This window comes from Citrobacter sp. wls829 (genome assembly GCF_005280825.1).
GTDB classification, from domain to species: domain Bacteria; phylum Pseudomonadota; class Gammaproteobacteria; order Enterobacterales; family Enterobacteriaceae; genus Citrobacter; species Citrobacter gillenii.
Map to the genome: position 1 here is coordinate 1 of NZ_SZWP01000044.1, position 21,746 is coordinate 21,746.

At 53.2% G+C, this 21,746-nt stretch carries 18 protein-coding genes; 3 read left to right on the forward strand and 15 right to left on the reverse strand.

Annotation, left to right across the window (positions count from 1 at the left end):
- Positions 1–23: 23 nt before the first annotated feature.
- The 10 genes from gmd to FDW88_RS06395 form a co-directional block, all read right to left on the reverse strand.
- Positions 24–1,145, reverse strand: a complete 1,122-nt coding sequence (gene gmd / locus FDW88_RS06350; protein ID WP_137362231.1) for a GDP-mannose 4,6-dehydratase — start codon at positions 1,143–1,145, stop codon at positions 24–26.
- A 24-nt stretch (positions 1,146–1,169) separates the two neighbouring features.
- A complete protein-coding gene (wcaF, locus tag FDW88_RS06355; RefSeq protein WP_096756587.1) occupies positions 1,170–1,724 on the reverse strand; it encodes a colanic acid biosynthesis acetyltransferase WcaF in 555 nt (184 codons plus the stop codon).
- A gap of 9 nt (positions 1,725–1,733) precedes the next feature.
- Positions 1,734–2,480: a colanic acid biosynthesis glycosyltransferase WcaE gene (gene wcaE, locus FDW88_RS06360; RefSeq protein WP_117343278.1), complete on the reverse strand. Its 747-nt coding sequence runs from the start codon at positions 2,478–2,480 to the stop codon at positions 1,734–1,736.
- Between the two features lie 5 nt (positions 2,481–2,485).
- The gene (gene wcaD, locus FDW88_RS06365) at positions 2,486–3,703 is read right to left on the reverse strand and encodes a colanic acid polymerase WcaD (RefSeq protein WP_135911806.1); all 1,218 of its coding nucleotides are present in this window, start codon (positions 3,701–3,703) and stop codon (positions 2,486–2,488) included.
- The gene (wcaC, locus tag FDW88_RS06370; protein WP_137362232.1) at positions 3,678–4,895 is read right to left on the reverse strand and encodes a colanic acid biosynthesis glycosyltransferase WcaC; all 1,218 of its coding nucleotides are present in this window, start codon (positions 4,893–4,895) and stop codon (positions 3,678–3,680) included. Before wcaC ends, wcaD begins: the two co-directional genes overlap by 26 nt.
- The gene (gene wcaB / locus FDW88_RS06375) at positions 4,892–5,380 is read right to left on the reverse strand and encodes a colanic acid biosynthesis acetyltransferase WcaB (RefSeq protein ID WP_137362233.1); all 489 of its coding nucleotides are present in this window, start codon (positions 5,378–5,380) and stop codon (positions 4,892–4,894) included. The genes wcaC and wcaB overlap by 4 nt, the downstream gene beginning before the upstream one ends.
- 2 nt (positions 5,381–5,382) lie before the next feature.
- Positions 5,383–6,225 carry a colanic acid biosynthesis glycosyltransferase WcaA gene (gene wcaA / locus FDW88_RS06380; protein ID WP_096756582.1) on the reverse strand — a complete coding sequence of 281 codons (843 nt, stop codon included), beginning with the start codon at positions 6,223–6,225 and terminating at the stop codon, positions 5,383–5,385.
- A gap of 75 nt (positions 6,226–6,300) precedes the next feature.
- Positions 6,301–8,463, reverse strand: a complete 2,163-nt coding sequence (gene wzc, locus FDW88_RS06385; protein WP_117343273.1) for a tyrosine-protein kinase Wzc — start codon at positions 8,461–8,463, stop codon at positions 6,301–6,303.
- Positions 8,460–8,909: a low molecular weight protein-tyrosine-phosphatase Wzb gene (gene wzb / locus FDW88_RS06390; protein ID WP_096756580.1), complete on the reverse strand. Its 450-nt coding sequence runs from the start codon at positions 8,907–8,909 to the stop codon at positions 8,460–8,462. Before wzb ends, wzc begins: the two co-directional genes overlap by 4 nt.
- A gap of 5 nt (positions 8,910–8,914) precedes the next feature.
- Positions 8,915–10,054: a polysaccharide export protein gene (locus tag FDW88_RS06395; RefSeq protein ID WP_096756579.1), complete on the reverse strand. Its 1,140-nt coding sequence runs from the start codon at positions 10,052–10,054 to the stop codon at positions 8,915–8,917.
- A 655-nt stretch (positions 10,055–10,709) separates the two neighbouring features.
- Here FDW88_RS06395 and FDW88_RS06400 point away from each other — a divergent pair.
- Positions 10,710–12,296, forward strand: coding sequence for a TerC family protein (locus FDW88_RS06400; RefSeq protein WP_115259923.1), 1,587 nt, complete (start codon positions 10,710–10,712; stop codon positions 12,294–12,296).
- 48 nt (positions 12,297–12,344) lie between these two features.
- Here the strand turns inward: FDW88_RS06400 and asmA are convergent, their stop codons facing one another.
- The 3 genes from asmA to udk all read right to left on the reverse strand — a co-directional run bounded on the left by asmA (position 12,345) and on the right by udk (position 15,539).
- A complete protein-coding gene (gene asmA, locus FDW88_RS06405) occupies positions 12,345–14,198 on the reverse strand; it encodes an outer membrane assembly protein AsmA (protein ID WP_137362234.1) in 1,854 nt (617 codons plus the stop codon).
- A gap of 26 nt (positions 14,199–14,224) precedes the next feature.
- On the reverse strand, positions 14,225–14,806 hold the full coding sequence (gene dcd, locus FDW88_RS06410; protein ID WP_096756576.1) for a dCTP deaminase: 582 nt from the start codon (positions 14,804–14,806) through the stop codon (positions 14,225–14,227).
- A gap of 91 nt (positions 14,807–14,897) precedes the next feature.
- Complete coding sequence (udk, locus tag FDW88_RS06415) at positions 14,898–15,539, reverse strand: uridine kinase (protein ID WP_005128328.1); 642 nt, start codon at positions 15,537–15,539, stop codon at positions 14,898–14,900.
- A gap of 315 nt (positions 15,540–15,854) precedes the next feature.
- Here udk and FDW88_RS06420 point away from each other — a divergent pair, with 315 nt between their 5' ends.
- On the forward strand, positions 15,855–19,184 hold the full coding sequence (locus FDW88_RS06420; RefSeq protein WP_137362235.1) for a diguanylate cyclase: 3,330 nt from the start codon (positions 15,855–15,857) through the stop codon (positions 19,182–19,184).
- Here FDW88_RS06420 and alkA read toward each other — a convergent pair.
- Positions 19,152–20,021, reverse strand: a complete 870-nt coding sequence (gene alkA / locus FDW88_RS06425) for a DNA-3-methyladenine glycosylase 2 (RefSeq protein ID WP_115258090.1) — start codon at positions 20,019–20,021, stop codon at positions 19,152–19,154. The two genes, FDW88_RS06420 and alkA, sit on opposite strands and share 33 nt — an antisense overlap.
- A gap of 137 nt (positions 20,022–20,158) precedes the next feature.
- Here alkA and yegD point away from each other — a divergent pair, with 137 nt between their 5' ends.
- Positions 20,159–21,511 carry a molecular chaperone gene (yegD, locus tag FDW88_RS06430; protein ID WP_137362236.1) on the forward strand — a complete coding sequence of 451 codons (1,353 nt, stop codon included), beginning with the start codon at positions 20,159–20,161 and terminating at the stop codon, positions 21,509–21,511.
- 98 nt (positions 21,512–21,609) lie between these two features.
- Here yegD and FDW88_RS06435 read toward each other — a convergent pair whose 3' ends face one another.
- Positions 21,610–21,669: a type I toxin-antitoxin system Ibs family toxin gene (locus tag FDW88_RS06435; RefSeq protein ID WP_101741518.1), complete on the reverse strand. Its 60-nt coding sequence runs from the start codon at positions 21,667–21,669 to the stop codon at positions 21,610–21,612.
- Between the last annotated feature and the right edge of the window lie 77 nt (positions 21,670–21,746).

Below are 21,746 nucleotides of genomic sequence, written 5' to 3' on the forward strand. Positions count from 1 at the left end.
TGACCTGCTTATTCGCACCTTCCTTAGCTCTCCAGTGCAATAACAACATCGTAGCCGTGAGATTTCAGCAGAGAATGTTTCTTCGCCGCTTCCAGATCGTTGGCAACCATTTCACTGACCATCTGGCTCAGGGTGATTTCCGGCTTCCAGCCTAGCTTGTCGTGCGCTTTTGCCGGGTCACCGAGCAATGTTTCGACTTCTGCCGGACGGAAATAACGCGGATCGACCGCAATCATCACGTCACCCGGCTTCACGCCCGGCGCATCGTGTCCGGTCACCGACACGACAATGCCTTTCTCCTCAACACCCTGCCCTTCAAAACGCAATTTAATGCCCAGCTGCGCGGCCGCCATTTCGACAAACTGGCGCACGGAGTACTGCACGCCGGTGGCAATAACAAAATCTTCCGGCTGATCCTGTTGCAGCATCATCCACTGCATGCGCACATAATCTTTGGCGTGGCCCCAGTCACGCAGGGAATCCATGTTGCCGAGGTACAGGCATGACTCCAGCCCCTGCGCAATGTTGGCAATCGCCCGGGTAATTTTGCGGGTAACGAACGTTTCGCCCCGGCGCGGAGACTCATGGTTAAACAGAATGCCGTTGCAGGCGAACATGCCGTAGGATTCGCGGTAATTGACGGTTATCCAGTAGGCGTACAGTTTGGCGACCGCATACGGAGAACGCGGGTAGAACGGCGTGGTCTCTTTCTGCGGCGTTTCCTGTACCAGGCCGTACAGTTCAGATGTGGAGGCCTGATAGAAGCGGGTTTTCTTTTCGAGGCCGAGGAAGCGGATCGCCTCCAGCAGGCGCAGCGTACCAATCGCATCGACGTCCGCGGTGTATTCCGGGGATTCAAACGATACTGCCACGTGGCTCATCGCCCCGAGGTTATAGACTTCATCCGGCTGAACTTCCTGTAAAATACGGGTCAGGTTGGAGGTATCCGTCAGATCGCCGTAATGCAGATGAAATTTTGGATTACCCGAGTGCGGATCCTGATAAATATGATCCACTCGCTCGGTGTTAAACGACGACGCACGACGTTTAATCCCATGAACTTCATACCCTTTTTCCAACAGAAGTTCTGCCAGGTAAGAACCATCCTGCCCGGTTACGCCAGTAATGAGAGCGACTTTTGACATGTTTACACCTCTTAAATGATCCCCTCAGGGAGTAACTTTCTCAACGCGTTCGCGCGTTACGACCGCAGGATTTCCCCGACAAACGGCATTGGCGGGCAGCGATTTAAAAACGCTGCTTCGCGCCCCAACGACAGTGCCCGCCCCAATCGTCACGCCGGGTGCGACAAATACATCTGTCGCCAGCCAGCATTTCTCGCCAATCACAATCGGCGTGGCGTTAATATCAAAGTGCGGGCTGGCATAATCATGGCTACCGGTACATAAATAACTTTTTTGCGAGATAACAGCATTGGCACCAATCGTAATCGTGCCCAACGTATATAACACCGCGTCATCACCCACCCATGCGTAATCACCCAGGGTTAATTTCCACGGATAGGTTATTTTAACTGAAGGTCGAATAACGACGTTTTTTCCTATCTTCGCGCCGAATAAACGTAATAAAAATGCGCGCCAGCGGTACATCACCTGCGGTGATAGTCGAAATAATGTTGACTGTACCGCCCACCATAATTGCACTTTAATTGCACCACCTCCGCGAAAGCCTTTCGGCATCGTGAAGCCTTTTAAATCCTGCATATTTACCCCTTACATTTTGCCATATAAGGTTTTGGCCTTACCGGTGGTGCGTAAGCGCAAATGCCAGGACAGTTCGGCCCAAAAACCCGGCATATGTAATATCTGACGCTGGACCTTTTTTGCATCCCGGCATAACTCAAGATTATTTGTCGTCGATACGCCGCCCATAGAAAACTCAGAGACCAGTCCGCTTAATTTTTTAAAGGCATAACCAGATTTATATAATTTTGCGGCCAACGCATAATCAGACGACACGTTAAATTGCAGATCGTAGCGCCAGGTATGCAATCCACTAACCGGAAAAAATATCGCCTGATGACTGGCCGGCAGGCTGTGGTAAATATACCAACCGGGCTTGGCACGACGCTTAATTTTGTTTCCATCGCCAAAATCCAGCAGCGCATCGCCGATCACCATCGCCTTGTCGCTTTGCGTTTTGAGCTGGCGGATAAATGACGCAGCATCCGCATGCAGAATATCACCGGAGTTCAGAAACAGTGCGAACCGCCCTCGCGCCAGGGCAATGCCTTTGTTCATCGCATCATAAATACCGTTGTCCGGTTCGCTGACAAACCGTAACCGGTGCTCACCGTTGAGATTTTCCAGAAACGCCTGCGTACCGTCCGCAGAACCGCCATCGATCACAATCCATTCAAAGCTGATGTCGCCCGCCTGCGCCAGATGGGCTAGCGATGCGTGGGTTTTGACGATCCCCTGCAGATTACGAAAGGCGACGGTGATAATAGTGAGCAGCATAGGAATTACCTCGCGATATTTAGCGCCTTGCGCAAAATAAACGGACAAACAATTAAAAACGCATATTCCGGGCTAAATACTGAACCGGTAAAAAACAGCGACAGCGGTGTAAAAAGATAAAGCTGCACCTGATAATTCGGATTATCGCCAAACGCATTTAACATCATTTTCAGAACCTTTCCCATGTACCACACCGCTAATATCACAGCGAACCATGAGAAATAAATAATCAGCAGATACAAACCATTGTCTATTGTTTTTCCGACATCTGCACCGTTAAAGATTCCGAATGACGCTACATATTCATAAAGTGAGCCAAATCTGACTACGCCATCGATATTGAGTAATGAATAACCGACCATCACCAGCGGCCCCACAATACGGTAATACGATGACGACCCTTCCGTGCCTAAATCACCAAGTCGTGCGGCAATGTAGGGGAAAGCAAATATTACGCCAACCATAAACACGCTAAGTGAGATTATCGCCAGTGGTAACTTCTTTTTTATCGCTTCTTTGTTCAGATACTGAAACGCCCACTCCAGCAGGTAAAATAAAATAAAAGTCATTACCCCTGAAAACGATCCTGATAATATCACCCCTGCCAGAATCATAGCATCGGTCTTAGGCGTTTTGATACCAAACTGTTTGATGCTGAGCCAAATTGAGATTAATGCCAGAGCAAAAAATGCCGGTTCGAAATAAAGTGCGGTAGTTCGTTTACCACCAAACTTAATAAAGTTCAGAACATAACTGTTGCTGTAAATAAGATATTTCGAAATTGCTTCCATTAAACTGCTGCCACCGGTGAGAATAATCTGCGCCATCTCAACCGCAGCCAGCGCCACCACCAGCCCCACAACCAGCCAGAAAAAACGTAAAATCTTACGGTGGTTATGCGGGGAGACGGTTTTAAAGCGAATGCTCCAGACCATGCCAATAATGATCACCGTATAGACAAACAGCATGGTGGAGGTCACATATTTGCTGGCATCCAGCGACTGACCAAACAGGTAATTAAAGGCCGTCAGCCCACCGCCAATCCCCAGCGCAATCAGCAGTTTTTTGATATTGATACGCTCAACAAACAGCAACAGCAGCAGCGGCAAAAACGTAACCACGGTGACCGGAAAACTTTCCCCCAGCTGCACAAGCTTAACGTTGACCAGCAGGTACAGCAGCGGCAGCATCAAATAGCTACAGATTCTGATAGAACGAGACATAGTCCTCCAGCATCTGTTGGCCGCTGTAAGCGCTGCGGCTGCGCTGGCGAAAGGCCGCCAGCGACGTACCAAATACCGCCTGCGCGATCGCCGTTTTATTGCACTGCACCAGCTGCAGGACATCCTCTTCACTGAAGGTTTTCCCCCCCGATTTCGCCAGCACTTCCTGTGCGGCCTCACTGTGCGTGGCAATCACCGGTACGCCGATAGAAAGCGCTTCGCATAAAATCAGCGGGTAGTTATCCACTCGCGAGCTGAACACCAGTCCATCCATCAGGTTAAGCGCACTCATCAGTATGCGCTTGTCGGTTTCAAATCCATGATTGACCACGTTCGCGCCGCTAAACGGCGAGAATTTGCCGAAGGTATGCAGCTCTATTTTGTCGCCCAGCGCTATCATCTGTCGCACCAACTGTTGGTTGGTTTTGCCGTCATAGCGCAGGTCGTGAGCCACGATGGCGATTTTCGGCCGGCTGCGAGGCTCATCGTTTAGCGGCAAATCACTGAGAATGGCTTCGGTCGCGACATCGATCCCGTTGTTGATAATGGCGCAGCGCCCCGCGCCGTACAGGCTGTTAAACGCGTCAGCCACATGCTGACTGGGGGAGATAAACTGACAACCCAGCGCCAGCATGGCGCGAAACATCTGGCGTTTGCCGGGCAGTTGTTGATGCGCTTTATCAACCTTAACCGGCGGATAATTACTCAGCGTCGGGCATTTCCGGCAGCCGGTTTTCCAGCCTTCGCAGCCGTCAGTAAACGCGCAGCGCCCGGTCACGCTCCAGTGATCGTGCAGCGTCCAGACAAAGGTGACATCCGGTTTATGCGCCTGCACCTTTTGACAAAACGTCACCACCTCTTCCAGATTCAGCCAGTAGCTGTGCAGCACGTGAAAATGCAGCACCAGCGGGCCTGCGGTGCGGGTGACTGTACGATACAGATTGTCGAGATTGCCAAACAGGTCGCGGTTAGCGAAGCGAAACAGCGCAATATTCAGCGCCGACGTCAGGCGCGGCGTATGCTTGAACACCTGCGGATAGTGATGGTGGCTGAGGCTTTTCTTACCGCTTTTGCCGTAGCCATAAATGAAGCGCGACGACAGCCCATGCTCCAGCGCCCGCAGGTGTAAATCCATCGCCACCCCTGCCGCGCCGCCTTCTGCCAGTCGGACATTAAATTGCAGGATATTCATTTTACGTCCTTTACTCGCGCTTTCTCACCCACCACCAGCGTATTGTCCGGCACGCTGTCCACAACGACGCTGCCAGCACCAATCGTCACGTTATGACCAATGATGACATCGCCCAGCAAGGTGACATTGGCCCCCAACTCAACGCCGTTGCCGATCGTCGGACAGGCCAGATCGTTTGCGCCGAGGTTGCCGATGGTCACGCCATGACGCAGGGTAAAATCGTCCCCGGCCACCACGCGTTTGTTGATGACTACGCCATAGCCATGATGAATAGTAAAACGACGGCCGATAGTCGCAGCCGCCTGGATTTCATAGCCGAAAATACATTCGGTAATCAGGCGATACATCACCAGCACCGGTGCGGCCCACAGGTTATTCAGCACGTTTTTTTTGCGCCAGACAGAGCAAAAATGGGCGGCCCGATAGGCCATCACCATGCAGCACGGCCGCAGACTCCAGCTATTGGCGCGGATATCTTCCAGCATACTTAGCGCCCCCGTAGACCGTCGGCCAGGCGTTTACCGTTACGCAGCGACAACAGGGTCAGTAACGTGCGCCAGTTCATGCGTTTGTTGCGGATCTGATACAGCGTAAACAGCTGATATTTTTTGCTGGCGCGGTCAAATTTGCCTTTGTGCTTACGGTAAAACTGGAAGTAACCGGAGAATTTTTTCGGCGATGAGGTAATGCGCATCTCGCCGTGATTCACATGCAGGATCTGCGTGGCTTCATTGACCTTCCATGGCTCGCCATAGGCCACCACCATGCGCAGAAAAATGTCGTAATCCTGTGCCGCTTTCAGCGAGGTATCGAACAGGCAGGCTTTGAACCGCCACGCCCAGGTAAAGACCTGATTGCCAATAATATTGCGTTTATAGAACCTTCGCCGTGAGTACACCGACTTGGGATATAGCGGCAGGCTGGCGGGCTGGGAATAGACTTCGCCTTCGCAAATATAATCATTGGCATACAGAAACGCCCGGGTGACCAGCTGATGGCGATCTTTTAGAAACACGCTCAGGCGATTCGGCGTCCACTCATCGTCGTCATCAATACCGGTAATGTACTGCCCGCTGGCCTGCATAATGGCCTGATTGCGCACCGCACACGCCCCGGAATTAAAGGCATTATGGGTATAGGTGACGCGCGGATCGTTCAGCTCTTCTACATACTGCTTTAATTGTTCATACGCAGAGGAGCAGTCATCCACGATGATCATCTCCCAGTGCGGATAATCCTGACGCAGAACCGATTTAATCGCCCGGATCGCCAGTTGCTGACGATTCCAGGTCGGCATATAAATTGAAATGAGCGGGTTGTCTGTGGTCATTTTCATTCCCAGGGTATAAATATGTTTCTGTAGGCCGGATAAGGCGTTTACGCCGCATCCGGCAGGGTTGGTTATTTATTTCGAATCCGACGTGTATGCATATTCGTAGTAGCCGTAATCCTGATACCCGCTTGCGCGTCGGAAGATGGAGTTGAGGATCACGCCCTTAACCTGAATCCCGTTTTGCTCAAAGCGGCTCAGGCTGGTTTCCACCTCTTTCAGGGTGTTGACGGCATAACGAGCGACCATCAGCGTGGTGCCAACATGACGGCCAACAATGGCCGCGTCGGTCACCGCCAGAATGGGCGGGGTATCAATCAGTACCAGGTCATAGCGCGCACTGGCCCAGGCAATCAGCTCGCCAAAACGCTCGCTCATCAGCAGTTCAGAAGGGTTGGGTGGCACCTGACCGCGCGGGACCAGATCGAAATGAGGAATAGACGTCGGTTTGGCGCAAGTGGCCATATCGCCCTTACCCACAAGGATGTCGGACAGACCGTTGACGTTATTGGTGCCCAGCAACTCATGCGTGTACCCTTTGCGCATATCGCAGTCGATCAGCAGCACGCGTTTATTGGTCTGGCTGATCACCGCCGCCAGGTTGGCACAGACAAAGGTTTTGCCAATTGATGGGCTGACGCCAGTGAGCATCAGCACATTATTGCGCGCCTGCATCATGGCGAAGTGCAGGCTGGTGCGCAGGCTGCGCACCGCTTCTATCGCCAGGTCCGTGGGGTTACCCACCGCGAGCAGTTGGCTTTGCTTGTAACGTTTGATGCCTTTAATGGTCTGCACGTTATCACGCGCTTTTTGCCATTCCGACAGCGGAATACTGGCATATACGTTGATTCCCTGTTCTTCCAGCGCCTGCGGGCTTTCGATTCCGCGGTTGAACAGCGAACGCAGCAGCACGCCGACCACCGACAGCATCAGGCCTAGCAGAATACTGCCGAGAATAATCAGCGCAGTTTTCGGCTTCAGCACGCCGGGCTGAGCAATGGCCGGGTCGACAATACGCACATCCCCTACCGTGCTGGCTTCGGTTATCTTCAGCTCCTGCTGCTTGTTCAGCAACTGCATATAGACCTGCTGACCGGACTCCACATCGCGGGTCAAACGGACAATTTCCTGCTGCGTTTTTGGCATCGCCGTCACCCGGCCGTTCAGTTTGCCTTTCTCATCTTCCAGCGCCTGACGTTTTTCCAGCAGCGTGCGGTAAGCCGGATGCGCTTTGGTGAACAGCTTGGAGATTTCCGCCTCCTTGAACGTCAGTTCATTCAACTGGGCGTCAATGTTAACCATCGAATCCAGCACCGCTTTGGCTTCCAGCGGTAAATCGACTGAATCTTTATCCTGACGAAAGGCGTTCAGTTTGTTTTCGGCAACGTCCAGACGGTTACGCACCTCCGGCAACTGCCTGGCCAAAAATGCCAGGCTTTTGGCGGCCTCTTCGGATTTGCGTACGATGTTTTGTTCAAGGTAGTTACGGGTGATGCTGTCGAGAATTTGGCGGATCTGCTCGCGGTCCTCGCCGGTGAATGTCAGGCTCAAAACGCCGGTGTCTTTGCCGGTTTCCGTCACGCTGAGGTTATTTTGCAGGGCGTTTATCATGCCCAGCGTGGAATATTTGCTGACAGTAAAGGCGCTGCCAGCTGCAGCATGAATAGCGTTAACCTGCATCGTGACGCCGCCGTGGTTTAACGGCTGTCCAACCTGACCCTGGGCGCTAAAACCGCCGTCACTGATCAGCTGATAACTTTTATTATTCAGCACCTTAATGGTGAACGCTTGCTCATTCATTGCCTTTGGTAAGGTGAACGTCGTCACGTTAACCGTTTCGTTCTGGCGGCCCATCAGCCGGTCCCAACCCGCCCCAAACAGCGGGAACGTCTCCTTGGTGACGGCGATATCCAGATCCAGATCGTCCACCGTTTTCCCCAATACCAGCCGCGACTTAATCAGCTGAATTTCGGCTTCCGAGGCGGGTGGTTTATTCGATAACGCCGAGCCGATATCCTGCACCAGTGAATTGCCGGTGTTTTGCTCAATCTGCACCAGCGCATCGGCACTGTAGATAGGCGTGGCAAACAGCGTGTAAATGGCCGCGCACAGCGTAAAGGCCGCGGTAATACCCAGCACCCACCAGCGCGCTTCCAGCACCGTCCCGACCAGGCGACCGATATCAATTTCATCATTGCCGGTTGCTGACGCAGCAGACTGTTTTACGTTCTCTGTCATTGTTTTCCCTGCTCCGCGTTCAGTGCCTGAGCCCATTGGCGGGCAGACTGTTCAAGTAAGGCGTACACCGCGTCAAACGCATCCTGGCTTTTACGGTAAGGGTCAGGTATTTCGCGCTCACTGTCCCAGTGACCAAATAGCATCACCTTGCCGCGCATCTCCGGTGCCATATCACACAGCGCGGTAATGTGACGCTTCTCCATGGTGAGGATCAGGTCGTAATCCCGGCACATTTTTCCTGAGATTTGCCGCGCACAATGATTCTCCAGCGACAGGTTATGTGCCTGCGCCACGCTCACCGCACACGGGTCGGCTCCCTTGCCCACCAGCGCCCCGAGACCTGCAGAGGCGACCGTCAACGCCGGATGAAACTGCCTTAACAGGCGCTCTGCCGTTGGGGAACGGCAAATGTTCCCCACGCAGACAACTAAGATTTTGTTAAACATGTCGATTACCAGTTGTGAAGGTCGCTGGCCGTATCCGTCATATAACGAACACCGCTAATGGTCGGCAGCAACTGATTGATCAAACGGTTCCAGCGGGCGACCGGTGCGGTAGTGACATACACCACGTCGTAAGGCTGAAGGCGGAATTCCGTCGCCATCACCAGAGAGGTGGCATCGGACATATCGAGCTGATAAATATTGGCAATCTTGCCGTTGCGTGCGCCCTCGCCTTTCAATGGTCGAATGACGAAGATGCCGCTGGCATTGGAGGTGGTCAGGTCGATCCCTTCCGCATTCCCCAACGCTTCGGTTAGCGTCATACCGCTGAAGTCCATTTTGAGGGTGCTCTGTTTCTTCACTTCCCCCATTACGAAGACTTTCAGATCGTCGTTGCGTGGAACAAACAGGATGTCGCCTGGGTAAAGCAGTCGGTTCTGGCTGAGATCGCCATTTTGCATCAGTGCCTGCAGGGAAATTCGCTGCTCCTGACCGTTATGGGTCAGCACGACGTTACGCCAGTCCGCCGCCTCAGTCAGGCCGCCAGCGGCATTAATGGCGTCGAGAATGGTTAACGGTACGTTGGTAATGGCCTGCTGGCCGGATTTGTTCACCTGCCCGGAGACATAAGCCTTCTGCGAGCGGAAAGCGGCGATATTAACGTCCACCTGCGGGTCAGCAATGTACTTCGCTAAGCGCCCGGTAATATCACTGCGGATTTCTGCCAACGTTTTCCCGGACACGTTGACTTTGCCAATGTAGGGATAAAACATGGTGCCATCGGGCTGAACCCAGTTGCCGGCATCACTGGAGCTGCGGTATTGCCCCGCTGGCGTGGTCAGTTCCGGATGGTCCCAGACGGTCACATTCAGGACGTCGCCCGGGCCAACGCGATACTGGTACCCGGAAATCTCCTGGTCCAGCGAAGTATTGGGTTGGGCGACGTTTGGCCGTGGGCGTAATTGTTCTACCAGTCGGGGCGTCAGTGGATAAACATTCACCATACGGTCGAGATCGAAATCAGCGTCCTGCTGCTTAATCACGTCTTTACCCATCGTCGACATATTGCTGCCCGGTAGTACGGTACAACCGTTTATCAAGATCACCGACACCAGGACGGGTATCAATTTAATTTTGGATTTCATCATTGATTATTTATCACTTTGGCAGAGTCATTATCACGTGCTTTCTAAATGGCAGTTTCACCTGTTCACATTTACCTTGCCGTTAATTGAAAAGAAATTTAACTGGCATCAATCCTAAAAATATTGAATTCATCTTCGGTCTGTTGACTGAATAAATCAGGCTGTTCATCAGGCGGCCAGGCACGCTACCGCCCCTGGCTTTGTTAGCTACCAATGCACTGATTAATTTAAATTTTTACCTTCCCCTTTATTTTCTCCATACCCTTCTCCGCGTCACATCAGAAAATGCAGCACGGAGCAAGGAAGAAATAGGCTTCTTGTTATATACGGAAAGAATTGTTGCAGCTAAAGGAATAGCAGGCAAGATAACAACGCCGCTACCTCTTGCTTTTAAGATTAATATTAAGAATGAAATTTGAATATTTTTAGGATTTTATTGATATTGACAGCGCCAATATAAAAAACAGACCACCTGCGATATTTCCTAAATATATGCCACGTTAAAAAATTATTTCCTGCAGCAACATTAAGGCTATTTCTCGACTGACTGCCGGATATCAATAACAGAGAAATCCGTTCCCGGCATTGCATTTTTCGCTGGCTTTATCCATGATCGAATTGTGACAATTGTCATACAACTATGGGTATCATTTTTACTATGGAATGGATTGCCGATCCGTCAATCTGGGCCGGACTCGTCACGCTAATCGTGATCGAACTTGTTCTTGGCATTGATAATCTTGTTTTTATTGCCATCCTCGCGGAGAAATTACCTCCAGCCCAGCGGGACAAGGCGCGTATTACCGGGCTCCTGCTGGCGATGGTGATGCGTCTGCTGCTGCTGGCCTCAATCTCCTGGCTGGTCACGCTGACCACCCCGCTGTTTAGCATTCGGGATCTGAGCTTTAGCGCACGGGACCTGATCATGCTCTTCGGGGGCTTCTTCCTGCTGTTCAAAGCCACGATGGAGCTCAATGAGCGGCTGGAGGGGAAAGACAGCGATAACCCCACCCAGCGTAAAGGCGCGAAGTTTTGGGGCGTGGTCGCACAAATCGTGGTGCTGGATGCCATCTTCTCGCTCGACTCGGTGATCACCGCCGTCGGGATGGTCGATCATCTGGCCGTGATGATGGCCGCCGTCATTATTGCCATTAGCCTGATGGTGCTTGCCAGCAAGTCGTTGACCCGCTTTGTCAACAGCCACCCTACCATCGTTATTCTGTGTCTTAGCTTCCTGCTGATGATCGGCTTCAGCCTGGTCGCCGAAGGGTTTGGTTTCCGCATTCCAAAAGGCTACCTGTACGCAGCTATCGGCTTCTCGGTCATGATTGAGGCATTAAATCAGTTGGCCATCTTCAACCGCCGCCGTTTTCTGTCAGCCAATCATACCCTGCGCCAGCGTACCGCTGAGGCGGTGATGCGTCTGCTGAGTGGACAAAAAGAAGATGCCGAACTGGATGCTGAAACAGCAGCCATGCTGGCCGATCATCATGAAGGTCAGATTTTTGCCCCGCAGGAGCGCCGGATGATTGAACGTGTGCTGAATCTGAATCAGCGCACCGTCAGCAGCATTATGACCTCGCGCCATGATATTGAGCATATCGACCTGAACGCACCCGAAGCCGAGATCCGCGCCCTGCTGGAGAAAAACCAGCACACGCGTCTGGTGGTCACCGGAGAAGATGAGCAGGAAGAACTGCTCGGAGTGGTACACGTCATCGACCTGCTGCAACAGTCGCTGCGCGGCGAACCGCTCGATCTACGCGCCTTGATCCGCCAGCCGCTGGTATTCCCGGAGACCCTGCCGCTACTGCCGGCGCTGGAGCAGTTCCGTAATGCCCGCACCCACTTTGCGTTTGTGGCGGATGAGTTTGGTTCCGTAGAGGGACTTGTGACGCTGAGCGACGTGATGGAAACCATCGCCGGAAACCTGCCGAATGAAGTGGAAGAGATCGACGCCCGCCACGACATTCAGAAAAATGCTGACGGTTCATGGACGGCTAACGGGCATATGCCGCTGGAAGATCTGGTGCAATACGTCCCGATTCCCCTTGATGAGAAACGGGAATATCACACCATTGCCGGGCTGTTGATGGAATATTTGCAGCGTATACCGAAAACCGGGGAAGAAGTGCAGGTGGGCGACTATCGACTGAAAACGTTGCAGGTGGAAAACCACCGGGTGCAAAAGGTCCAGTTAATACCGCTGCACACTAATGACGAAGAGATGGATTACGAAGTGTAGGTGACGTGCCGGATGAGACGCTCTCGCGCCGTCATCCGGCATTATCCGTCAGAGTTTATCCAGCAGTTTTTTCACATCTTTGCCGCTACGGGACTCTTTGTTGCGATCGGCCCAGTCGTTCAGCCGACGTTTCGCTTCATCCTGTACATGCTTACGCAGCAGCTGGTCCACCTGCAGGTTATAGTTCAACGCCTGCCATGGCCCATAAATACGCAGCGGAACCGGCGTGGCTTTCAGGAAGTCAATCAGTTTGCTTTCCCCATCCCAGCCGCCCAACACACGCACGTTAAACTGCGTGTCACACGTCTGCTCAACCAGATCCAGCGTCCCTTTACCGGAAAGCGCTAACATGGAAGACAGCCCTTCCATCTCATCCAACGACACCTTGCCGTTATCCAGCGACAGCTCGGTGACAAAACGATCCAGTCGGGTCACGTTGTCCAGACTCTGCTGAGACTTCACGTCGCCGCCGCTGCGCTCAACGGCCTGCTGTACCAGCTGCTGGAAGTTCATCCCTTCCATGCGTGTGTCGCTCATATCAACATGGGCCTGCCCTTGCCAGCTGTGACGGAACGCCTGCGCGTCAATATCAGAACCGGAAAAATCGCCCGCCAGCGACAGCTTGCCGGTAAGCGCAATCGGATAGTTAAAGGCTTTCAGGATGGTACCGATTTCGACGTTTTCCAGACGCGGATGAAAGACTGCGTGCGGCTGCGCCTTTCTGGCATCCAACTTGCCGGGAAGCGAAATCAGCCCACCCTCACTCGTCCCCTGCAATTCAGTGATACTCAGCAAGCCTGACTGATTCGCCATTTTGGCTGAAACGTTATCAAAGGCCATTTTACGCCACAGGACTTTGTCTGCCTGTAGCGCAATATCTGCGGAAAAACCCCTGAGCCCCTGATACGACACGGCATCGACCTGGGACGCAATCACCGGTCGTGCGAGCGTTGACTGGCTTTGCCCCTGTTGCACCTCGCCGCTCGTTGCCGACGCGGCGTCACGTTGCACCAGCAAGTTATCCAGATTGAGCAGACCAAAGCGCAGATCGACGCCCCAGTCCGGTTTATCAGACAGCGACACACGGGCTTGACCGGACAGTGTGCTGTCGTTGGCCGTCAACGCAATCTGGTTAAACGCGAGCTGTTTATTCTCTTCCTGCCACTGAACCTGCAGCTTACCCTGCCCCTGAATCCCCTGCTGCGGCAAATCGGCGCCCTGTAACTGCCAACTGAGCTTCTCGATATTGGCCGCCAGGTTATGCGGGTAGTCAGACGCATCAACGCTACCGTTAAAGGCTAAGGCCAGATCGCGCTGATCGCGGTTTACGCGACCAGAGAAGTCAAAGGTACCGCGATGCTGGGTGTCCTGTTCCATTTCCAGGTGAATGTCGCGAACCGTAATCTGTTCATCGTCTTCATGCTGGAATACCAGCACGCTGTCGGCAACGCGCAGACGCGCAATGTCAAACGACCATCCACGGTCTTCGGCGACATCGGGCAACGTATTGTCTTTCGGAGCAATGGGCGCATCTTCGCCACGCACCGCTTCGGTCTGCGGCGTCAGCTGAATAACAGCACCTTTGAGCATCACCTGCTTCACACTGAGCTGGTGGCTCAACAGCGGCCATAACGCGACGTCCAGACGCATATTGTCGGCACGAACCAGCGGTTCGCTGGCCCCTTCAGCCGTTAACACCATGCGTCCAGAGAGGATGCTAAGCTGGGGCCAAACGTGCCAACGCAGTGGGCCGTCCAGTTGCAATTGATATCCGCTACGTGCAGCAACCTGCTTCACCATATACGCGCGAAAATCATTGGGATTCACCAACATTACTAACGCAGAAAAACCGGCCACCAGCACGACCAGGAGAATCATCAGCGTCGTCAGAAATCGTCTCATGCTATCCCCAAAGGACTGAAAATAAATCAGTCTTTATCAATCCGGCTGGCTACTGCGCCCTGCTGGTCGCGATACTTCGCATCCTGGCGGCGATTGTAGGGACGCGCAGCCGGACCGGAGAGCGGTTCAAAACTCAGCGCACCAATCGGCATGCCCGGACGCAAGGCCAGCGGTAATTTCCCGGAGTTATAAAATTCCAGCACAATGCACCCTGACCAGCCCGGATCGATACGGTGCGCGGTCACGTGAACCATCAGGCCCAGACGCGCCAACGACGAACGGCCGTCTAACCAGCCAACCAAATCTGCCGGAAGCGTGACGGATTCAAAGGTTACGGCCAACGCTAACTCGCCGGGATGCAGGAAAAATGCTTCGCCTTCGGCAAGGACAATTTCATCACTCATCACGCGATCCAGCGCGGCGCTAACTTCATCCTTCGGCCCGCTCAAATCGATATACGCTGCCGTATGACCGCGGAACGTACGAAATTTATTGCCAAGACGCACATCTACTGTTGCGCCATTAATACGCTCGACAGGAGGACGTGGATTGATCGACAGACGACCTGCATCCAACCAGGCTTCAATATCTCGGTCACATAAACGCATGGCACTTTCTCCTTTCGTGCTTCAACCCCTTAACGCCAGGTGCGTTAAGGGTGAACCAGGTTATTACTGAACGGTACACAATTCGCTGAACTTATTCAAAGAACTGACTGATTTTCGCCTTCAGAATATCGATGGCAATGCGGTTTTTACCCCCGCGCGGCACGATGATATCGGCGTATTGTTTTGAGGGTTCAATAAATTGCAGGAACATTGGACGCACAGTTTTCTGGTATTGCGCCATCACCGAATCCATCGAGCGGCCGCGCTCGTTGACGTCCCGCTTGATACGGCGCATCAGACAAATGTCGAGCGGGGTATCTACAAAAATAGAAAAATTCATCTCGTCACGCAAACGTGCATCCGTCAGCAGCAAAATGCCTTCGAGGATAATCACTTTTTTGGGTTCAATATGAATAGTCTCTTGCGTACGCGTGTGTTCAACATAGCTGTAGACGGGTAATTCAATCGCCGAGCCGCGTTTCAGCGTTTGCAGATGCTGGAACAGCAGGCTGTGATCCATCGCGTTCGGATGGTCGTAGTTGGTTTTTACACGTTCTTCCATCGACAGATGGCTTTGATCTTTGTAATAACTGTCTTCGGGAATAACGCCAATATGTTCGTCACCCACTTGTTCACGCAATTCGCGATAGAGAGTACTGGCAATAAGACTCTTGCCGGAAGCCGATGCGCCGGCAATGCCGATAATGACGCACTGATGAGACTGATCAGTCATAAATTTAGCGACCTGATTAACCTGGATGTTAGGAAGGGGGCGTCGAAACGCCAAACGCGGCAATTATAGGGATTTCAGCGGCGCGACGCCAGCCCAGGCTGCACCAATGCAGTCCCTGTCGCAAATTAAAATGGTCAGTTTTAAAGCAGGCGCAAAATTTATTCACCCACCTTAGGAATTAATAGCTTGAGAGTGTTATTTTATGAGCAGCTGGCGTATTAATTGTAAAATGTTTGTACTAGCATAATCACAGATTAAACATGATGCTTCCGGCATCTTCGCCACGGCGACATCGGCTATTCGGGTAAAGCGGTAATGAGTAAACCATCCCAACATGTTTTAGTTACCTTACCGCATCCTCTACTGCGCCTGGCCAGTTTAGGTCTGGTGGCGTTCATCTTTACGTTGTTCTCGCTGGAGCTGTCCCGTTACGGCACGCAGCTGGCACCACTGTGGTTCCCGACCTCAATTATGATGGTGGCTTTTTACCGTCATGCAGGAAAGATGTGGCCGGGGATCGCGCTGGCATGCTCCCTGGGCAGCATCGGTGCCTCTTTGTTATTCTTCCCGACCGACACGCTGAATTTCACCTACACTGCCATCAATATTATTGAGGCCGTTGCGGGCGCCATGTTATTGCGCAGGCTGTTGCCCTGGTACAATCCCTTACAAAATCTTAACGACTGGGCGCGTCTGGCATTCGGTAGTGCCGTGGTCCCGCCGCTGCTGGGCGGTTTTTTGATGTGGCTGCTGCTTCCAGGTGAAACGTCGTTAAATACATTTCTAATTTGGGTGCTTTCAGAATCCATCGGCGCGCTCGCGCTGGTACCGTTAGGTTTGCTGTTTAAGCCGCATTATCTGCTGCGTCACCGCGATCCCCGTTTATTGCTGGAAACGCTCATCACCCTACTGGTAACTTTAGCGTTCAGCTGGCTGTCGATGATGTATCTTCCATGGCCGTTTACCTGCGTGATCGTTTTGCTGATGTGGAGTGCCGTGCGTCTGCCGCGCATGGAAGCGTTTCTGATTTTCCTCAGCACCGTAATGATGGTCTCGCTAATGCTGGCCGCCGACCCTTCACTGCTCTCCACCTCGAAAACGTTTGTCATGTCCAGCATGCCGTGGCTGCCGTTTTTGATGATTCTGTTACCGGCAAACATGATGACCATGGTCATGTACGCGTTTCGTGCCGAACGTAAACACATTTCAGAGAGCGAAACGCGTTTTCGCAACGCCATGGAATACTCCGCTATCGGCATGGCGCTGGTGGGCACCGAGGGGCAATGGCTACAGGCCAATAAAGCCTTGTGTCATTTTCTGGGTTACAGCCAGGAAGAGCTGCGCTCGCTGACCTTCCAGCAGTTAACCTGGCCGGAAGATCTGAATAACGACCTTGAGCAGTTGCAAATGCTGTCGCGCGGTGAAATCAATAGTTATTCAATGGAAAAACGCTATTACACCCGTGCAGGCGAGGTGGTCTGGGCACTGCTGGCCGTTTCACTGGTACGTCATAGCGATAACACCCCGCTCTACTTTATTGCCCAGGTTGAGGACATTAACGACCTGAAACACACGGAGTGGATCAATAAGCGGTTAATGGAACGTATTACGCTGGCGAATGAAGCAGGCGGCATTGGCATCTGGGAATGGGAATTGCAGCCTGACGTAATCAGCTGGGATAAGCGCATGTTCGATCTTTATGAGGTCCCTGCGCACATCAAACCCAGTTGGCAAGTCTGGTATGACTGCGTGGTCCCTGAAGATCGCGAACATGCCGAAAGCGTGATTCGCGATTCGCTGGCGGCACGTGTTCCTTTCAAACTTGAATTCCGCATTGCGGTCAAAGACGGCATTCGGCATATCCGCTCGTTGGCTAACCGGGTGCTGAATAAAGACGGCGAAGTGGAACGCTTGCTCGGTATCAATCTCGACATGACCGAAGTGAAGCAACTCCACGAGGCGCTGTATCAGGAAAAAGAGCGTTTGCATATTACGCTGGATTCCATCGGTGAAGCGGTGATTTGTATCGACGTCGACCTGAACGTCACCTTTATGAATCCGGTGGCCGAGAAAATGAGCGGCTGGTCGCAAGAGAGCGCGTTAGGGATCCCGTTGCTCACGGTGCTGCGTATTACTTTCGGTGATAACGGCCCGCTAATGGAAAATATCTACAGCGCCGACATGTCGCGCACGGCTATTGAGCAAGAAGTGGTCCTGCATTGTCGTAACGGCACCAGTTACGATATTCAGTACAGTATCACGCCGCTCAGCACCCTCGACGGCGGTAGCATTGGCTCCGTGTTGGTGATTCAGGATGTCACCGAATCACGCAAGATGTTGCGTCAACTCAGTTACAGCGCATCGCATGATGACCTCACGCATCTGGCCAACCGGGTCAGCTTCGAAAACCATCTGAAACAATTGCTGCATACGGTACACAACTCCCATCAGCATCACGCGCTGGTCTTCATCGATCTGGATCGTTTTAAAGCCGTCAACGATAGCGCCGGTCATGCGGCGGGAGATGCCTTGCTGCGCGAGCTCTCTTCTCTGATGCTGAGCATGCTGCGCACCAGCGATGTGCTGGCGCGTCTTGGCGGCGATGAGTTCGGCTTGCTGCTGCCAGATTGTAATATCGAAAGTGCCCGGTTTATCGCGGGTCGCGTCATTAGCGCCATCAATGATTACCACTTTACATGGGAAGGCCGTTTACACCGTATTGGCGCCAGTGCCGGGATCACGCTAATTGATGACAAAAATCGTATCGCCACCGAGGTAATGTCGCAGGCAGATATTGCCTGCTACGCGGCCAAAAATAGCGGACGTGGGCGGGTATGCGTCTATGAACCCCAGCAGAGCCAGATGCATGCGACGCGAGGGATACTGTCACCCGATGAACAACGCAACATCATTACCCATAACCCAATATTGATGATCGCCCACGGCGTCGCGTCTCCACGGGTTCCTGAGACCTTTAGCTTCTGGCTGTTGTCGCTGCGCTTATGGAACAGCGAAGGCGACGTCATTGAGGAGCAGGCTTTCCGCGCCGGTCTGGTCGATCCTGCACTCAATCATGCTCTCGACCGTCGGGTCTTTACTGAATTTTTCCAGCATTCTGCCTCCGCTGTTGCCGGTAAAGGGCTTAGCGTTGCCCTGCCCCTTTCCGCCGCCGGGTTGCTCAATCCCGTGCTGGTTGATGAACTGCTGGCATTGATGGAAAACAGTCCGCTTCCGCCTCGTTTATTGCATCTGAGCGTACCGGTAGAAGTGATGAAAACGCATCTAGCGCAGGCCATACCCGCCATGCAACGATTACGCCAGGCGGGTTGTCGCATCATTTTAAGCCAGGTCGGTCGCGATTTAGAGGTCTTTGACAATCTCAAGTATCACGTCGCTGATTACCTGTTACTTGACAGCGAACTGAGCGCCAGCGCGCACGGCAATCTGACGGACGAAATGTGGGTTTCCATTATTCAGAGCCACGCACAACGTCTGGATATCAAAACTATCGCTGGACCGGTAAACATGCCGCTGATTATGGATGCCCTGTCTGGCATCGGTATTGATATGATTTTTGGCGATATTATTGCCGACGCCCAACCGCTGGAGTTGCTACTCAACACCAGCAATTTCGCCATCAACTGATGGTTGCCAGCCTTCCGTATACCAGATATGCAGTAGCGCGTAGGAACGCCAGGGCTTCCAGCGCTCTGCGTAGCGCCGGATTTGCGCTGGCGTCATGCCTGGAAAACGCTGTTTAATCAAGTAATCATCGGCAAGAAAAATGTCCTTCGCCTGCCACCCGCGCAGCGCGAAGTAATTCGCCGTCCAGCGCCCAATGCCTGGAAACGTTTGTAACTGCTTCACCCCCTGCTCGATATCAGGCGGGGCAACAGGCTTAAGCGTGCCATCCAGCGCCGCCCGGGCAAGGTGAATCAGCGCTTCCGCACGTTTAAGCGGCATGCCCAGCGCTTTCAGCTCCAGCGGTTGTGCGGCGGCCAGCGCCTCAGGGGTAGGAAAGCACACGTACTCTGGTGCGTCGGCAAGCCTATCGCCATACAGATGCACCACCTTCGCCGTCAGTTTTGCCGCCATCGCCACGCTGACCAACTGACCTAAAATCGCGCGAACGCCCTGTTCGAACGCATCAACCGATCCCGGTAGACGCAATCCAGGGCGTGCGGCTCCCAGACGCCCCAATGCGCTTACAACGTGCTGCGGACAGCAGTTCAGATCGAACAACTGCGCCATTTTGGCCAGACACTCGCGGGCAACGGGCTGAAGTCCCGGGCTTAACGTTACCTGCAGCACGTTGGCCTCCAGATCCGGGACAACACTCACCACCCCACGATGCTGGCCAATCGCCAGGCTTCTTGCATACGTCAATGTGCCTACAGTTTCTACGCCATCCACGGCACGGTCAGCGAGAAACCCCAGCATCCAGGGCCAGTCATAGGGCGATTGCCAGTTCAGTGTATACATGTCCGCGTCCTTTTTTTTACCAGCCTACAGCATAAATGCTATTCCGCCGATGCGCCTTGCTTTCATATTCCAGTTGTCGGGACGACAACATTTCGCTAAAGTCTCGCCCCTTCTTGACTGCCCTGGGGAGCTTTACGGTGTTTATTGGTTTTGACTATGGTACGGCGAACTGTTCAGTGGCCGTCATGCGTGACGGGCAGCCGCAATTGCTCAAAATGGAAAATGACAGCACGCTACTGCCCTCCATGCTGTGCGCCCCGACGCGTGAAGCGGTCAGCGAGTGGCTGTATCGCCATCATGATGTCCCGGCAACGGATGACGAAACGCAGGCATTACTGCGTCGTGCGGTGCGCTTTAATCGCGAAGAAGACATCGATGTGAACGCCAATAGCGTGCAGTTTGGTCTGGCATCACTGGGCCAATATATTGATGACCCGGAAGAAGTCTACTTCGTTAAATCACCAAAATCGTTTTTAGGTGCCAGCGGCCTGAAACCGCAGCAGGTTGCGCTATTTGAAGACTTAGTCTGCGCGATGATGCTGCACATCCGCAACCAGGCACAAAACCAGCTACCCGAAGCGATCACCCAGGCCGTTATCGGTCGTCCGATCAACTTCCAGGGGTTAGGCGGCGACGACGCCAACGCCCAGGCACAAGGTATTCTTGAGCGTGCGGCCAAACGCGCCGGTTTCCAGGATGTGGTGTTTCAGTACGAGCCGGTCGCGGCGGGACTGGATTATGAAGCCACGCTGCAAGACGAGAAACGCGTGCTGGTGGTGGACATCGGCGGTGGTACCACCGACTGCTCGTTGCTGCTAATGGGCCCGCAGTGGCATCAGCGCGCCGATCGCGAGACCAGCCTGTTAGGTCACAGTGGCTGTCGCGTAGGCGGTAACGATCTGGACATCGCGCTGGCCTTTAAACACCTGATGCCATTGCTCGGCATGGGAGGCGAAACCGAAAAAGGCATCGCCTTACCTATTCTGCCGTGGTGGAACGCCGTCGCCATTAACGATGTTCCGGCCCAAAGTGATTTTTACAGTACCGCCAACGGACGCTTGTTAAACGATCTGATCCGCGACGCGAAAGAAGCCGATAAAGTCGCTCTGCTGCTCAAAGTCTGGCGCGAGCGTCTGAGCTACCGGCTGGTACGCAGCGCTGAAGAAAGCAAAATTACGCTTTCCACACAGGCAAACGTCACGGCGGCGCTGCCATTTATCAGTGATGAACTGGCAACGGCAATCAGCCAACAGGGGCTGGAGACGGCGCTCAATCAGCCACTGGCGCGCATTCTGGAGCAGGTGCAGCTGGCGCTGGATAATGCCCAGGAAAAACCGGATGTTATTTATTTGACCGGTGGCAGTGCACGCTCACCGCTTATCAAAAAAGCCCTCTCCGAACAGCTGCCGGGGATCCCTATCGCCGGTGGCGATGATTTCGGCTCGGTGACTGCCGGTCTGGCACGCTGGGCAGAAGTGGTTTTCCGCTAAGCGGCTCGCAGGCTGAAAAGTGTGCGTATTGACATCATCGTGACTGTGGCTTATGGTCAGGAGTGAGGGTTAGGGAGGGTTTCCCCTCCCCTGGTGTCTTAGTAAGCCGCGAAGCTAATCACTAAGAGTATCACCAGTATAATGACGTACTTCATCATAACCCTTTCCTTATTTTGGCCCCTTCCTCGGGAGGGGCTTTCCCGTTTCAGCGTCCGGCTGAAATCTCTGGCTGACC

What these genes read in the sequence shown, in the direction of transcription:
- wcaC (WP_137362232.1), bottom strand. Translation starts at nt 4,895, where the DNA reads ATGAATATCCTGCAATTTAATGTCCGACTGGCAGAAGGCGGCGCGGCA.
- wzb (WP_096756580.1), bottom strand. Translation starts at nt 8,909, where the DNA reads ATGTTTAACAAAATCTTAGTTGTCTGCGTGGGGAACATTTGCCGTTCC.
- udk (WP_005128328.1), bottom strand. Translation starts at nt 15,539, where the DNA reads ATGACTGATCAGTCTCATCAGTGCGTCATTATCGGCATTGCCGGCGCA.
- alkA (WP_115258090.1), bottom strand. Translation starts at nt 20,021, where the DNA reads ATGTATACACTGAACTGGCAATCGCCCTATGACTGGCCCTGGATGCTG.
- FDW88_RS06400 (WP_115259923.1), top strand. Translation starts at nt 10,710, where the DNA reads ATGGAATGGATTGCCGATCCGTCAATCTGGGCCGGACTCGTCACGCTA.
- FDW88_RS06395 (WP_096756579.1), bottom strand. Translation starts at nt 10,054, where the DNA reads ATGATGAAATCCAAAATTAAATTGATACCCGTCCTGGTGTCGGTGATC.
- asmA (WP_137362234.1), bottom strand. Translation starts at nt 14,198, where the DNA reads ATGAGACGATTTCTGACGACGCTGATGATTCTCCTGGTCGTGCTGGTG.
- FDW88_RS06420 (WP_137362235.1), top strand. Translation starts at nt 15,855, where the DNA reads ATGAGTAAACCATCCCAACATGTTTTAGTTACCTTACCGCATCCTCTA.
- wcaF (WP_096756587.1), bottom strand. Translation starts at nt 1,724, where the DNA reads ATGCAGGATTTAAAAGGCTTCACGATGCCGAAAGGCTTTCGCGGAGGT.
- wcaD (WP_135911806.1), bottom strand. Translation starts at nt 3,703, where the DNA reads ATGTCTCGTTCTATCAGAATCTGTAGCTATTTGATGCTGCCGCTGCTG.
- dcd (WP_096756576.1), bottom strand. Translation starts at nt 14,806, where the DNA reads ATGCGTTTATGTGACCGAGATATTGAAGCCTGGTTGGATGCAGGTCGT.
- wcaE (WP_117343278.1), bottom strand. Translation starts at nt 2,480, where the DNA reads ATGCTGCTCACTATTATCACCGTCGCCTTTCGTAATCTGCAGGGGATC.
- gmd (WP_137362231.1), bottom strand. Translation starts at nt 1,145, where the DNA reads ATGTCAAAAGTCGCTCTCATTACTGGCGTAACCGGGCAGGATGGTTCT.
- wzc (WP_117343273.1), bottom strand. Translation starts at nt 8,463, where the DNA reads ATGACAGAGAACGTAAAACAGTCTGCTGCGTCAGCAACCGGCAATGAT.
- wcaA (WP_096756582.1), bottom strand. Translation starts at nt 6,225, where the DNA reads ATGACCACAGACAACCCGCTCATTTCAATTTATATGCCGACCTGGAAT.
- wcaB (WP_137362233.1), bottom strand. Translation starts at nt 5,380, where the DNA reads ATGCTGGAAGATATCCGCGCCAATAGCTGGAGTCTGCGGCCGTGCTGC.